The sequence below is a fragment of the bacterium genome, from assembly GCA_017744355.1.
GTDB lineage: Bacteria > Cyanobacteriota > Sericytochromatia > S15B-MN24 > UBA4093 > JAGIBK01.
Window position 1 is genome coordinate 289975 of record JAGIBK010000001.1, and the last position, 12721, is coordinate 302695.

General features: G+C 68.3%; 14 protein-coding genes. 8 read left to right on the top strand and 6 right to left on the bottom strand.

Going from position 1 to position 12721, the window contains the following annotated elements; genetic code table 11:
• The first annotated feature begins 31 nt into the window (after positions 1–31).
• The gene (locus tag J7643_01425) at positions 32–487 is read left to right on the top strand and encodes a DUF2203 family protein (GenBank protein ID MBO9539234.1); all 456 of its coding nucleotides are present in this window, start codon (positions 32–34) and stop codon (positions 485–487) included.
• Here the strand turns inward: J7643_01425 and queG are convergent, their stop codons facing one another.
• Positions 488–1597 (bottom strand): tRNA epoxyqueuosine(34) reductase QueG, encoded by a 1110-nt coding sequence (gene queG, locus J7643_01430; GenBank protein ID MBO9539235.1) that lies wholly within the window; start codon positions 1595–1597, stop codon positions 488–490. It lies immediately after the preceding gene.
• An 11-nt stretch (positions 1598–1608) separates the two neighbouring features.
• The gene (locus tag J7643_01435) at positions 1609–4308 is read right to left on the bottom strand and encodes a tryptophanase (GenBank protein ID MBO9539236.1); all 2700 of its coding nucleotides are present in this window, start codon (positions 4306–4308) and stop codon (positions 1609–1611) included.
• Positions 4309–4380: 72 nt separating this feature from the next.
• Between J7643_01435 and J7643_01440 the strand changes: the two genes are divergently transcribed.
• Entirely contained in the window at positions 4381–5124 is a 744-nt protein-coding gene (locus J7643_01440; GenBank protein ID MBO9539237.1) for a 3-oxoacyl-ACP reductase FabG, read from the top strand.
• Positions 5125–5136: 12 nt separating this feature from the next.
• Here the strand turns inward: J7643_01440 and J7643_01445 are convergent, their stop codons facing one another.
• Positions 5137–5592, bottom strand: a complete 456-nt coding sequence (locus tag J7643_01445) for a DUF1801 domain-containing protein (GenBank protein ID MBO9539238.1) — start codon at positions 5590–5592, stop codon at positions 5137–5139.
• A gap of 20 nt (positions 5593–5612) precedes the next feature.
• Complete coding sequence (locus J7643_01450; GenBank protein ID MBO9539239.1) at positions 5613–6785, bottom strand: amidohydrolase; 1173 nt, start codon at positions 6783–6785, stop codon at positions 5613–5615.
• 147 nt (positions 6786–6932) lie between these two features.
• On the opposite strand from J7643_01450, the gene J7643_01455 reads away from it, so the two are divergent.
• On the top strand, positions 6933–7166 hold the full coding sequence (locus J7643_01455; GenBank protein MBO9539240.1) for a ferredoxin: 234 nt from the start codon (positions 6933–6935) through the stop codon (positions 7164–7166).
• Positions 7167–7216: 50 nt separating this feature from the next.
• On the opposite strand, the gene J7643_01460 is transcribed toward J7643_01455, so the two are convergent.
• On the bottom strand, positions 7217–7522 hold the full coding sequence (locus tag J7643_01460) for a hypothetical protein (GenBank protein ID MBO9539241.1): 306 nt from the start codon (positions 7520–7522) through the stop codon (positions 7217–7219).
• A 129-nt stretch (positions 7523–7651) separates the two neighbouring features.
• Here J7643_01460 and J7643_01465 point away from each other — a divergent pair, with 129 nt between their 5' ends.
• From J7643_01465 to J7643_01485, 5 genes are all read left to right on the top strand, one after another.
• Positions 7652–8611, top strand: a complete 960-nt coding sequence (locus J7643_01465; protein ID MBO9539242.1) for a hypothetical protein — start codon at positions 7652–7654, stop codon at positions 8609–8611.
• Positions 8608–9762, top strand: coding sequence for an N-acetylglucosamine-6-phosphate deacetylase (gene nagA / locus J7643_01470; protein MBO9539243.1), 1155 nt, complete (start codon positions 8608–8610; stop codon positions 9760–9762). The genes J7643_01465 and nagA overlap by 4 nt, the downstream gene beginning before the upstream one ends.
• Positions 9763–9776: 14 nt before the next feature.
• Positions 9777–11009: a galactokinase gene (locus J7643_01475; protein MBO9539244.1), complete on the top strand. Its 1233-nt coding sequence runs from the start codon at positions 9777–9779 to the stop codon at positions 11007–11009.
• Positions 11010–11055: 46 nt separating this feature from the next.
• Positions 11056–11319, top strand: a complete 264-nt coding sequence (locus J7643_01480) for a hypothetical protein (protein ID MBO9539245.1) — start codon at positions 11056–11058, stop codon at positions 11317–11319.
• Positions 11320–11466: 147 nt separating this feature from the next.
• A complete protein-coding gene (locus J7643_01485) occupies positions 11467–11793 on the top strand; it encodes a hypothetical protein (protein ID MBO9539246.1) in 327 nt (108 codons plus the stop codon).
• Here J7643_01485 and J7643_01490 read toward each other — a convergent pair.
• Positions 11777–12718: a tetratricopeptide repeat protein gene (locus tag J7643_01490; GenBank protein ID MBO9539247.1), complete on the bottom strand. Its 942-nt coding sequence runs from the start codon at positions 12716–12718 to the stop codon at positions 11777–11779. The two genes, J7643_01485 and J7643_01490, sit on opposite strands and share 17 nt — an antisense overlap.
• Positions 12719–12721 lie beyond the last annotated feature (3 nt).

Here is a 12721-nt window from a genome sequence, read left to right on the forward strand (position 1 = left end):
GCCCTCGATGAGCAGATGGAGGTCCAAACGGTTGAAGCGCTTCAGTCTCGCAGAGGCCAATGCGATGATCCCCGCTCTCTGCCGGCGTCTCGACGCCGCTGAGGCGGAGCTCGAGCCGCTGCGCCTGAGCGTCAAGGAAGCTAACGACACCCTCCTGTCGCGGGAGTGGCGGATGCGCCAGGCCCGGCAGGATGGCGCGCCCCCGCTCTCCATGGCGGAGCTTTCGGCTGACTGGGACGAGGCCGCCGCCGACCTGTTCGCCACCCGCGAGCACCTGGCCGAGCGCGAGAAGGCCTGGACGCGCCTCTTTGCTCGGAGCGGCGTGCTGATGCGCGACTTGCGCAAGGGGACCCTCGACATCCCGGCCGAGCACAACGGGCAGGCGGTTTGCTTCTGCTGGACCCGCGGCGAGAGCCTGATCCAGTACTGGCACCCGGTCGGCGCCCACGACGAGGCCGACCCGCGCCCGCTCACCGAGCAGGCCTGATCACCCGATTGTTTCCAGCGCCCAGCGGACCTCCTCGATGACCGAGGGGTCCGTTTCCGTTTCGAGGGCCGCTTCGAGCGCCTCGCGGGCGCTGTCGCCGCCGATGCGGCCGAGGGCCCAGGCGCTGGAGCCACGCACGGTCGCATCGGGATCCTCGCGCAGCGCTTGAGCGAGGGCCGGTACGGTCGAGCTCAGGCCGAGGTTGCCGAGGGCGATCGCCGCGTTGCGGGCCATGCCGTGACGCTTGGTGCGTTTGATGGGGCTGCCCTTGAAGCGGGCGCTGAACTCCTCTTGGGTCTGCAGGAGCAACTCGACCAGATCGGGATAAGCGCGCCCCGCCTTCGGGGAATAGGCGGGCTCGGTGGCCTGGACCGAGTGACGGTTCCAGGGGCAGACCTCCTGGCAGATGTCGCACCCGAAGACCCACTCGCCCATCAAGGGGCGAAGCTCGCGGGGGATCGGCCCGCGGTGCTCGATGGTCAGGTACGAGATGCAGCGCCTCGAGTCGATGACGCCGGGCGAGACGATGGCGCCGGTCGGACAGGCGGGGATGCACCGGGTGCAGGTGCCGCAGCGCACCGGGTGGGGGGCTTCGGCGACCGGCAGGGGCACGGCGGTGATGATCTCGGCGAGGAAGCCGTAGGAGCCGCGCTTGGGGCTGATGACGCAGCCGTTCTTGCCGATCCAGCCGAGGCCCGCGCGCTCGGCGGCCGAGCGCTCGAGGACGGGCCCCGTGTCCACGTAGGCGCGCGCCACCGGGTCGTCAAGCAGCCTGGAGAGCGCGCGCAGGCGTTCGGGGATCAGGTCGTGGTAGTCCAGGCCGAGGGCGTAGCGGGCGACGCGTCCCCGAGGGACGTCCTGGGGCATGGGGCCGAGGGGGCCGGGGTCGTAGGCCATCCAGAGCGAGAGGACCGAAGCGGCGGTGGGGACGACCTCGCGCGGGTCGCTGCGGCGCTCCATGTTGCGACTCATCCAGGCCATCTCCGCGTGGTGGCCGGCCTCGATCCAGCGCCGGTAGGCCTCGGCCCCGCGGTAAGGTTCGGCCGGCGAGACGCCGACGGCGCTGAAGCCGAGGGAGTGGGCGTGGGTGACGAGGGTTTGCCAGTCCATGGGCGACTTTCCTACGAAATGGGAAGTGGGCGAAAGCGGCTGAGGGTGGCCCTAAGGGCGGCGGGCTCGCTTTCGACCACCATGCCCGGGATGGTCGCGGCGCGCCGGTGCAGGGCGATGAGCGCTTGCGCGATGGCGTCGAGGTGAGAAGGGCCGTAGACCCTGCGCGCCAGAGCGATGCGCAGCAACTCGACTCCCTTGCGTCCCTCGAAGGAGCCCTTGACCATCATCCCACGCACGCCGGCCTCCAGGTAGAGAGCCGCGGCGAGGGCATGGCCCGGATGCGCGTCCTTGCCGAGGTGCGGCAGGAAGGCCTCCGCGTCGATGAAGACCGCGTGCCCCCCGATGGGTGCGATCACCGGGAGGCCCGCCGCCAAGAGGCGCTCGCCCAGCTCCCGCACCTGGAGGATGCGGTGCGTGACGGTGGCATCATCTCGCATTTCCGTGAGCCCGCAAGCCATGGCCAGCAGGTCGCGGTTGGCGAGCCCGCCCGAGGCCGGATGGCCCGCGAGGCGCTCGGAGACCTTCCAGGCGCGCTCGGCCACCGCAGGGTCCCGCAGGGCGAGAAAGCCCCCGATGTTCGTCATCAGGTCCTTCTTGGCGCTCACGGTGATGCCGTCGGCGCACGCTGCGATTTCGCGCACGAGGTCCGAGACGGAATACGCGTTCATTCCGGCCTCGCGCTCGCGGATGAACCAGGCGTTCTCCACGGCCCGCGTGGCGTCCAGGTAGATGGGCAGACCGTGGCGTTCGGCGATCGCCTTGATCGCGCGCAGGGTCTCGAGCCGTACGGGCTGGCCGCCCGAGGCGTTGACCGTCACGCCGAGGTTCAGGTAGGCGATGCGCTCGGGGCCGTGCGCATGGATGGCGGCTTCGAGCCTGTCGAGGTCCACGTCCCCCTTGAAGGGATGCCGCTCATCGGGCCGGTAGGCCGCCTCGACGGTCACGTCCACGAACCGGCCACCGCAGCGCAGGATGTGGGTCTGGGTCGTGGTGAAGGGTTGGTTCCCGATGACGACGGCGCGACCGGGCCGGATGAGGGTTTCCGAGAGCAGGGCCTCGGCTCCGCGCCCCTGGTGGGCGGGCAGGACGTACGGGAAGCCGTAGGTCTCGCGCACCGCCTCGGCGAAGCGCGAATAGGCCCCAGTCCCCCGGTACGCCTCGTCGGCGGCGACCATCTCGCCCCAGGCGCGATCGCTCATGGCGTTGGTGCCGCTGTCGGTGAAGGCGTCGATCCCAACCGCATCGGCGGGCAAGAGGTACAGGTTGTAGCCGGCCTGGGCGAGGACGGCTTCTCGCTGGGCGCGCGGCGGGGCCACGGCTGGCTCGACGACCCTGGCGTAGTACGGGGTGATGGGGCCCGAAAGGGGCGAGGGGGCCTCGAAGGCTTCGCTGCTTGGTTCAAAGCGTGGCTCGCCCGGGGGCAGGCCCTCGAATTTCCCGGTCTGCAAGAGGACGGGCAACTGCTCTTGCTGGGCGTAGAGCGCCGCCACCCCCTTTGCGACCCAGTCGAGCTGCGCTTCGTCGTAGCGACGCGCGGGCAAGGCCAGGCGCACCAGGCGGCGCGGCGCGCCCAGGGCGTCACGGGTGTCGACGGCTGCTGCGCGCACTCCGGCGATGGCGTAGAGCCAGGCGGTGAGCGTGGCCGAGGCGGTGGCGCCCAGGTGAGGCGCGAAGCGATCCATGTCGAGGTAGACCGCATGGCCCCCGGGCGGCTGGATGATGGGCACGCCGGCGGCAGTGAGCTGCTCGGCCATCCTCGCGATGAGGCCCGCGCGGTGGGCGAGGGCCGTGTCGTCGAAGGCCTCGTCCAGGCCGACGGCGAGTGCTTCCATGTCGCGCCCGGCCATTCCGCCGTAGAAGGGCATCCCTTCGAAGACGATGCAGTGCCGCCGTAGCCGCTCCATGGCCCCGCGATCGGCGGTGGCGACCAGGCCACCCACGGTCGAGAGGCCCACCTTCTTGCCGCTCAGGTAGAGGTAGTCGCAGCAAGCGGCGACCTGCCGGGCGATGGCCTCGGCGTCCTGGTCCGGCGCCTCGTGGCAGCGGATGCGCCAGGCGTTCTCATGCAGGCGGCTCGCATCGACCACGACCGGGATGCCGTGCGAGCGGGCCCATTCGCTGACCGCCCGAACGTTGGCCAGGCTCACGGCCTGACCGCCGATGGGTTCGCTCGTCATGGCGAGCCAGACGACGCTCGGCTCGTTGCCTTCGGCGTGGGTGCTCGAAAGGCGCGACAGGTCCAGGTCGCCCTTGAAGGCGTCGGTCGAGGCGGTATCCCAGGCGTGGGCGACGCCGACTTCGTGGAAGCGGGCCTCGGCGTGGGCGAGGATCCGGCGGGTGGTCGAGTGTAGGGCGTTGCCGAACACCCGGGTGCCGGGTCTCAGGAGGTGCTGGGCGAGCAGGTTCTCGGCAGCACGGCCCTGGTGGGCCGGCACGGTGAATTGCAGGCCGAAGAGCGCCTCTACGCGCTCGGCGAGTGCTGCGAAGCTGCGCGAGCCTGCGTAGGCCTCGTCACCGCGGCCCATGGCGCTGAACTGGCGATCGCTCATGGCGGCCTGCCCCGAGTCGGTCAGGAGGTCGAGGTAGACGGCCGCACTCGGCAGGCGCGCGACGTTGTAGCCCGCCTCGGCCAGGTGAGCCAGGCGCTCGGCGGGCGCGGGCAGGGCGAGGGGATGGACGATCTTGTTGCGGTAAGGCGAAATGAGCATCATCTCGACTATGATACGCTCGAATAGAAGCATCCGTCAGCGCGCAGCAGCCCGCCACCAAGAGGAGTCACGATGAAACTGCTGGGACACACGGCCCTCGTCACCGGCGCAAGCCACGGCATCGGCAGGGCAATTGCCTTGGCCTTCGCCGAAGAGGGTGCCGACGTCGCGGTCAACTACGCCCACGACCACGAGGCCGCCGAAGCCGTCGTCAGTGAGATCGCTTCTCTTGGGCGCCGGGCGATCGCGCTTCAGGCCGACGTGTCCGACCCCGACGAGGTCCGCCGCATGGTCGAGCGGGCCGAGGCCGCCCTGGGCCCTATCGACCGGCTCGTCAACAACGCGGGCATCGTCATGCGCGCGAGCCTCTTCGACATCACCCCCGAGATGTGGGACCGGGTCATGGACGTCAACGCCAAGGGTGTCTTCCTCGTCTCTCAGGCGGTCGCCCGCGGCATGATGGCTCGCCAGGGCGGGGTCATCGTCAACATCTCGTCCATGCGCGGGGTGGAGGGGGCCGAGAGCTCCATGCACTACGCCGCCTCCAAGGCGGCCGTCATCTCGCTGACCAAGTGCTTCGCCCGCGAGCTCGCTCCCAAGGTGCGGGTCAACGCGATCGCCCCCGGCTACGTGGACACCCGCATCCAGGCTGATCTCTCCCCGGAGAAGCGCCACGCCATCGAGCAGGGCACCCCGCTCAAGCGCTTTGGCCAGCTCGAGGACATCGCCCGAACGGCGGTATACTTCGCCTCGGACGACTCGGCCTACGTGACGGGCCAGACGCTCCTGGTCGACGGCGGCCGAGTCATCTGCTGAGGCCCGAAGCCTTTAGCGATTGAGAACCTTCTCGTAGCTTGCGATCCATTGCTCGGGCGTCAGCTTGGTGGCGAGCTCGCCGATCAGCCCGTAGGGAATGTCTTCAGGCTTCTTGAAGCGGATGCAGCTCTTGCCCATGTCGAGCTTCTTGCGCGACACGGTCTCCCACTGCGCGACGAACCAATCGAGCAGCTCGCCCGTCATGTAGAGGCCCATGTGGTAGATCGCGATGTGGTTCTTCTGGGAGGCCACGTTGATGAAGGGGAGCGGCTGCTTGGGATCGCAGTGATAGCCGGCGGGATAGAGCGAGTGGGGCACGACGTAGCCGAGCATCCCGTAGCCCATGACCTCTTCGAACCCTGCCGGCAGGTTTTCCTTCAGCACTGTCCGGAGCTGCTCCAGGGCCGCCCTGCGGTCCTCGGGCAGGCTCTCGATGTAGGCTTCGGGGGTAAGTGCTTTCGATTGCATGAGACTTGCTCCTTCGAGAGTTATGCCAGGTAGTCGTAGACCGCTTGCAGCATCACCTTGACGCCCACGGTGAGGCCCGCCTCGTCGATGTCGAAGCGCGGGTGGTGGTGCGGATAGTCCAGGCCCTTCTCGGGGTTCGCCGTCCCGACGAAGAAGTAGCAGCCGGGCACTTCTTGCAGGAAGTAGGCCATGTCCTCGCCGCCCATGCTGGGTTCGGCTTCGATCACATGACTCTCGCCCACCACCTTGATGGCAGCCTGGCGCACCAGCTCGGTCATGCCCGGGTCGTTGACCGTGGCAGGGTAGACCCGGTGGTAGTGGAGATGATAGGTCGCCCCCATGGCGCGGGTGACGCCCGCGACCACTTCTTCGATGCGCCGGGGCAGGAGGCTGCCCACCGCCGGCGAGAAGGAGCGCACCGTGCCCGAGAGGTGGACGGTCTGGGCGATGATGTTGTGGCGCTCGCCGCCCCGGATGGAGCCGAGGGTCACCACTGCCGAGTCGAGGGGGGAGACATTGCGCGAGACGATGGTCTGCAGCGCGCCGATCACCTGCCCGGCGACGGTGATCGCATCTACCGAGAGGTGCGGCATGGCTCCGTGGCCGCCCTTGCCCACGATCTCGAGCGAGAACTCGTCGGTGTTGGCCATGACGGGGCCCGGGCGCGTCCCGACGGTGCCCACGGGTTGGTTGTTCCAGACGTGGAGGCCGATGGCCGCATCCACCTTGGGATTCTCCATCACCCCGGCCTCGATCATGGGCTTGGCGCCGCCGGGGCCTTCTTCGGCCGGCTGGAAGACCAGCTTGACCGTGCCCGAGAACTCGTGCTTGCGCTCGCTGAGGATCTTGGCGACGCCCAGGAGAATGGCCATGTGGGCGTCATGGCCGCAGGCGTGCATCACCCCGTCGTGCTCGGACTTGTAGTCGTGGGTGGAGAGCTCCTGGAGCGGCAGGGCGTCGATGTCGGCCCGCAACAGCAGGGTCTTGCCGGGGCGATCGCCCTTGATGCAGGCCACGACCCCGGTCTTGACCATCCTCTCGACCGTCAGGCCGTATCCTTCGAGGATTTCGACGAGGCGATCGGCGGTGCGCACCTCATGGAAGCCCAGCTCGGGGTGGCGGTGGAACTCGCGCCGGTGTGCGATCAGCTCGGGGTTCAGGGCGTCGACGGCTTGGGCGAGGGTGGCCGACATGAGGACCTCCTTGAAACAGCGAGAGGACGGGCGTTTGAAAGTAACGCATTTTTAACCGAAGGATAGCATTTCAGGGCCTAGGTTGTATAATTGAGATCTGCTTTCAACACCGATTATTTCAACCTAATCATAGAAGGGACCGACCAGATGGCTGACAAGACGCAAGCATTCCCGGACAACGTCCCGGGCAAGTACTACGTCGATGATACCTGCATCGTCTGTGGCGCCTGCGAAGCAGCCGCCCCCGACAACTTCAAGCTCTCGGACGATGGCAGCCACGACGTGGTCTACAAGCAGCCTGTAAGCGATGACGAGAATCAGGCGTGCCAAGAAGCGCTCGAAGGCTGCCCTGTCGGCTCCATCGGCGACGACGGCGAGTAGTCACTTTTGCAGCAAGACGGCGCCCCCTTCGGGGGGCGCCGTCTTGCTTTTCAATCGATACTGTAGACGAGCTTGCCGAGCTCGGCGGGGGAGACCCCGAACTTCTCCTGGATCATGTGCTTGATTTCCCCGATGGTCAGGTCGAGCACGGGGCTCACCAGCAAGAAGGCCTTACGCGAGAGCGCCGCGTGATCCGGGTGCGTGTCGAGGATGCGCAGGTTCGCCGCCGGGAGGTGCCCCGCGTTGCGGAAGATGTCGCCCGTCAGGACGTCGAGGTAGTAGCCCGGCTCGCACGCAATCTCGGGAAAGCTCTTGATGTCGCGCTCGGCGACCCATTTGACCTGGATTCGCGCCATCACCTTCCTCCTCTTCCTCCAGCCGAGGATAGGCCCAGCCGCTGAGGCGGACAAGAGTCGAGGAAGTCTTAGCGAGCCTGGGGCGCGCGGTCGCTATAATGGAGTGTGCCGTCCCCCCGCGAGGCCCCCATGACTCACATCGCCGCAGCCCCGCTTTCGTCGATCCGCCTCGACAGTGCCGCCCTGAGCCTCACGGTCATCCCCGAGGCGGGCGGCAAGATCGCGCGCCTCGAAGACCGCCGGACGGGCCGCGACTGGCTCTGGCACAACCCCTTGCTCCCCGTGCGCGTGCCGACCTATGGCGCGTCGTACGTGCGCGACCACGACTCGGGCGGCTTCGACGAGTGCTTTCCTGCGATCGCTGAGGGACCTTTCCCGGACGCGCCCTGGCAGGGCGTTGCGATCCCGGACCATGGCGAGCTGTGGGGCCTTGGCTGGGAGTGTGAGCAGGAAGGCCCGCTGAGCCTTCGGATGGGCGTGGACGGGGTACGCTTTCCCTACCGCTTCGAGCGCCGCCTGATCCTCGATCCGAAAGAGGCCGTGCTGCGGCTGGACTATCGGGTCATCAACCGCGCGCCGTTTCCCTTTCCCTTCATCTGGAGCTCACACCCGCTCCTTGCGATCTCACCCGGGATGCGCCTGCTCGTGCCGGATGAGACCTCCTTGCGGGTGTTCGGCGCCTCGGAATCAGGCCTTGGCGAGCGCGGGACCCCCATGCGCTGGCCGTTCCTGCAGCACCTGGACCTGAGCACCATGCCGGGGCCCGAGGCGGGCTACGCCGTCAAGCTGTTCGGACAAGCCCCTGCGCGCGGCTGGGTCGGGCTGCACGACCCGAAGACCCGCACCACCCTGCGCTTCGAGTACGATCCGCAGAGCATTACGCACCTGGGCCTCTGGCTCAACATGGGTGGCTGGTCGCCTTTCGAGGACCAAGCCCCCTACTTCAACTTGGGCCTCGAGCCCTGCATCGGCGCTGGTGACGACCTGGAACTCGCGGTGCGGCAGTACCGCGAGCATGGGGTGATCCCGCCGATGGGGGAACGCGCCTGGAGCATGACCCTACGCTTGGTCGAGGAGATCCTGGCATGACCTGGAAAGTGTTGATGGGCGGGAGCGTCGTGACCCCCGCGGGCCTGCATGAGGGGGCCGAGGTCCTGATTGAGGGCGATCGCATCCGGGAGGTGGGCCACGATCTCGCCCGCCCCGAGGGCGTCGAGGTCCTGGACGTGCGAGGGGCCTTGATCGCCCCCGGCTTCATCGATGCCCACATCCACGGTGGCCTCGAATTCGACACCATGGACGCCTCGCTCGAGGCCCTTTCGGAAATCTCGGGGCACCTCGCCCACCATGGGGTGACGAGCTGGTTGCCGACCACCGTGGCCTGCGAGGCCTCGCTGCTCGATCGCATCCTTTCGGCCGTCGCCGAGGCCCGTGACGGCGCGCCGCAGGGGGCGCGGATCCTGGGCGCGCACCTGGAGAGCAATTTCCTCTCGCCCAAGTACAAGGGGGCCCAGCCCGCCGAGTGTCTGCGCCCCGTCGGGGACCAAGAGCTGCGCGCGGTCCTGGCGCGGCATGCCTCGACCATCCGCCTGTTGACCCTCGCCCCCGAGCTCGATGGGGCCGACGGCCTGATCCGGGAGCTGGTCGCGCAGGGCGTCGTCGTCTCGGTGGGCCACTCGGATGCGACCTACGCGCAGGTGCTCTCGGCGGTGGACGCTGGTAGCACGCGGGTGACCCATCTTTGCAACGCTCAGCGCGGCTTCCACCATCGGGAGCCGGGGGTATTGGGGGCGGGCCTCGTCTGCGATGCTCTGTTTACCGAGGTCATCGCGGACCTCGAACACGTCCACCCGGCGGGCCTGACCATCGCCTACCGCTGCAAGGGCTCCGAGCGGCTGATGCTCGTGTCGGACGCGGTCCGGGGGACGGGCCTGCCGCCCGGGGAGTACGAACTGGGGGGGCAGACGACCTTCCTCGACGGCCACACCTCACGCTTTGCGGATGGTACCATCGCAGGCTCGGTCATCACCCTGGATCGCGCCGTGCGCAACATGGTCCAAATGGTGAAGGTGCCCCTGCACGAGGCCATCGCCATGGCAAGCGACGTGCCCGCGCGCTCGCTGGGCCTCTCCCACCTGGGCCGGGTTGCCCCGGGCTATCTCGCGGATCTCGTCCTGTTGTCGCACGACCTGGACGTCCGGGCCACCTTCGTGGGGGGCCGGCTCGTCCATCAGGCCTGAAGAGGAGGCGCCCCATGAGCGAGCTGCTCGACTACCAGATCGCCCGGGTCCACGCCGCGTTCGTCGACCGGTTCGGCGATGCGCCCGAGTGGATGGTGCGCGCCCCCGGTCGGGTCAACCTGATCGGCGAGCACACCGACTACAACGAGGGCTTCGTCTTCCCGGTGGCCATCGACCGCGAGGTCGTGATCGCCGCGCGGCGCCGAGACGACCGGACGGTGCGCCTCTACGCCAACAACTTGCAGCAGGCCGACACCTTCTCCCTGGAGGCGATCGCCGAGGTCCCGAAAGCACCCGGGGCGCCGACCTGGAGCAACTACCTGCGCGGGGTCTTCAGCGTACTGCTCGAAGCGGGCCACCCTCTGGGCGGGCTGGAGCTGGTCTTCGAGGGCAATGTTCCGCTCGGCGCGGGCCTCAGCTCCAGCGCGGCCTTGGAAGTCGCGACGGGCACCCTGCTCGATCGCTGCTTCGACTTGGGCCTTGGAGGGCGTGCGATCGCGCTCTTCGGGCAGAAGGCGGAGAACGAGTTCGTCGGGGTCCAGTGCGGCATCATGGACCAGTTCATCTCGGCGCTCGGCAAGCAGGATCACGCCCTCTTCCTCGATTGCCGTTCGCTCGACTACCGTAACGTCCCGCTGCACCTGGATGCCGCGGACCTCGCCATCGCGATCGTCGATTCGGGCGTCAAGCGCGGGCTGGTGGACTCCCAGTTCAACGCGCGCCGTGCGGAGTGCCGCACGGCGGTTGTGCATTTGGCCGAGCTGCTCGAACGGCCTGAGCTTTCGAGCCTGCGCGACGTGGACGAGGCTGCCTTTTTATCGGTCGCTGAGCGCCTTTCCGACCTCATCCGCCGACGGGCGCGCCACGTCATCACCGAGAACGCGCGGGTGCAAGCGAGCGTGGAGGCCCTCGAAGCCGGTGACTTCGCCGCCTTCGGCGCCCAGATGAATCGCTCGCACCAGAGCTTGAAGGACGACTACGAGGTCTCGACCCCGGAGCTCGATCGCCTGGTCGAACTGGCGCAGGCCGTGCCCGGGGTGCTGGGCGCCCGGCTCACCGGTGCGGGCTTCGGCGGCTGCATCGTGAGCCTGGTGGCGCGGCCTGCGCTCGAGGCTTTCGAGCGCGAGGTGTGCGAGCGGTATCAGGCGGAGACGGGGCGCGTGGCCACGCTGCTCGTGACGCCCGCGGCAGAGGGAGTAGGCCTTATTGAGGCTCCCACTCAAGCCGAGGGCCTCAAGCGTCGATAATAGGGATGAACCGCCAAAGGGGCGGCTTGACTGAGGAGGAGCGCAGATGCTGGGTGGGCTGACCAATTGCCTCGAATGCGGCAAGACTTTCAGCGATCAGATGTCTCGCGGCCTTTGCCCCACTTGCTTTGGGCAGAAGGTCTTCAAGAAGCAGAAGCCCGCGCCCGTCGAGACCGTCGAGGAGGAGCCGATCACCGGCAGCCGGATGGGCCTCTCGCGCCCCATCCACGAGCTGCGCTGCGACCAGTACGCCGATCGCGGTCGCGCCCACGATTCGACGACCCGACGCGGCAAGTCGAGTTTCTGGTAGCGCGCTCGCCTGCCCATCGAGAGCTCCCCGGTGTCGGGGGGCTCTTTCGCTGGGGGCTTCTCTCATTCGACTGGTGACTTCCGCCGAGCGATCGCACAGACTCGACCCCGGGCATCGAACAGGGGGAGGTGAGCGATGAGCACGGTGATGAACATTGACCAGCTCTACACGGTCTTGGGTGAGGACGATTCCCTGACCATGCTGGCCTTGTCCGACGGCGAGGCCCTGGGGGTTCTCTTCACCAGCGTCGATCGCGCCCGGGACTTCGTGAACGCCTACGACCTCGCGCCCGCGGACATCGTGGAGCTGGTGACCCCGGAAGAGTTCGTGGGGATCGCCGCCTCCTACGACTCGATCGACGTGCACGAGGCGGTGCTCGACCCGTCCACCGACGGCGGGCTCACGGACGAGCTGGTGCTCAACTTCCGTGACGTGCTCGCCCTGGGCGACCAGAGCTTCATGCCCCCGTCGTAGCTTCCTCGAGGATCATCAGGAGGGTCTGGGCCTCTTGCTTGGCCGCTGCCGCGTCATTGCGCTCGGCAGCGGCGATGCCGCGTCCCAGGTGCGCCATGAAGTCGTTAGGATTCTCGCGCAGCACGGCGTCGAGTTCGTGTTCGGCTTCCTGGAGGCGCCCGTTGCGCCCGTGGAGCCAGGCCAGGTTCTGGTGAGCCTCGCTCCAGCCGAGTCTGAGGGTGAGGGCTTCCTCGAAGGCGGCAACGGCTTCCGCATCACGGCCGAGCGCGGCAAGGGCGCTCCCGCGCCCGAAGGGCACGAGCCCGTCATGCGCTCCTTCGAGGCGCTCGTAGTGCGCGAGGGCGTCTTCGGGGCGATCCGCCGCAAGCAGCGCATTGGCGAGGTTCAGGCGGGTCGCCGCATCGGCAGGGTGCGCGCCGAGTGATTGCTCGAAGGCGGCGATCGCCTCGTCGCCGCGCCCCAGCAGGCCGAGCGAAAGCCCGAGCAGGTTCAGGGCCGGGGCGAAGTCGGGCGCGAGCGCGATGGCTTTTTCGAGCGCTGCCTGGGCCGCGTCGGCCTGCTCCAGGCGCAGGCGCACCTCGCCGAGCAGGAACCATCCGAGCGGGCTATCGGGGGCGCGCTTGGTGAGCTCCTGGTACTGGGCGGCGGCGCCCTGGAGGTCGCCGAGCTTTGCGAGCTGTTCGCCGAGCGCATGCCGCACCTTCGCGCTGGCAGGCTGCAGCCTGCTAGCTTCCCGGTACGCTTCGACGGCCGCCCGCGCATCGCCCTTGAGGGCGAGGGCCGCGCCGAGCAGCAGGGGGCCGTTGGGGTTGTCGGGGCTCAGGCGCCGTGCCTCGCGGTAGCAGGCGATCGCCCCGTCGAGGTCACCGGCTTGGCTTGCGGCGTTTCCTTGCTGGACCAGGCGCGCGAACTCCAGTTGCGACATGAC

Excerpts from the sequence above, each read along its gene's own strand:
- queG (MBO9539235.1), bottom strand. The coding sequence starts at position 1,597 with ATGGACTGGCAAACCCTCGTCACCCACGCCCACTCCCTCGGCTTCAGC.
- J7643_01435 (MBO9539236.1), bottom strand. The coding sequence starts at position 4,308 with ATGCTCATTTCGCCTTACCGCAACAAGATCGTCCATCCCCTCGCCCTG.
- J7643_01440 (MBO9539237.1), top strand. The coding sequence starts at position 4,381 with ATGAAACTGCTGGGACACACGGCCCTCGTCACCGGCGCAAGCCACGGC.
- J7643_01445 (MBO9539238.1), bottom strand. The coding sequence starts at position 5,592 with ATGCAATCGAAAGCACTTACCCCCGAAGCCTACATCGAGAGCCTGCCC.
- J7643_01450 (MBO9539239.1), bottom strand. The coding sequence starts at position 6,785 with ATGTCGGCCACCCTCGCCCAAGCCGTCGACGCCCTGAACCCCGAGCTG.
- J7643_01455 (MBO9539240.1), top strand. The coding sequence starts at position 6,933 with ATGGCTGACAAGACGCAAGCATTCCCGGACAACGTCCCGGGCAAGTAC.
- J7643_01460 (MBO9539241.1), bottom strand. The coding sequence starts at position 7,522 with ATGGCGCGAATCCAGGTCAAATGGGTCGCCGAGCGCGACATCAAGAGC.
- J7643_01465 (MBO9539242.1), top strand. The coding sequence starts at position 7,652 with ATGACTCACATCGCCGCAGCCCCGCTTTCGTCGATCCGCCTCGACAGT.
- nagA (MBO9539243.1), top strand. The coding sequence starts at position 8,608 with ATGACCTGGAAAGTGTTGATGGGCGGGAGCGTCGTGACCCCCGCGGGC.
- J7643_01475 (MBO9539244.1), top strand. The coding sequence starts at position 9,777 with ATGAGCGAGCTGCTCGACTACCAGATCGCCCGGGTCCACGCCGCGTTC.
- J7643_01480 (MBO9539245.1), top strand. The coding sequence starts at position 11,056 with ATGCTGGGTGGGCTGACCAATTGCCTCGAATGCGGCAAGACTTTCAGC.
- J7643_01485 (MBO9539246.1), top strand. The coding sequence starts at position 11,467 with ATGAACATTGACCAGCTCTACACGGTCTTGGGTGAGGACGATTCCCTG.
- J7643_01490 (MBO9539247.1), bottom strand. The coding sequence starts at position 12,718 with ATGTCGCAACTGGAGTTCGCGCGCCTGGTCCAGCAAGGAAACGCCGCA.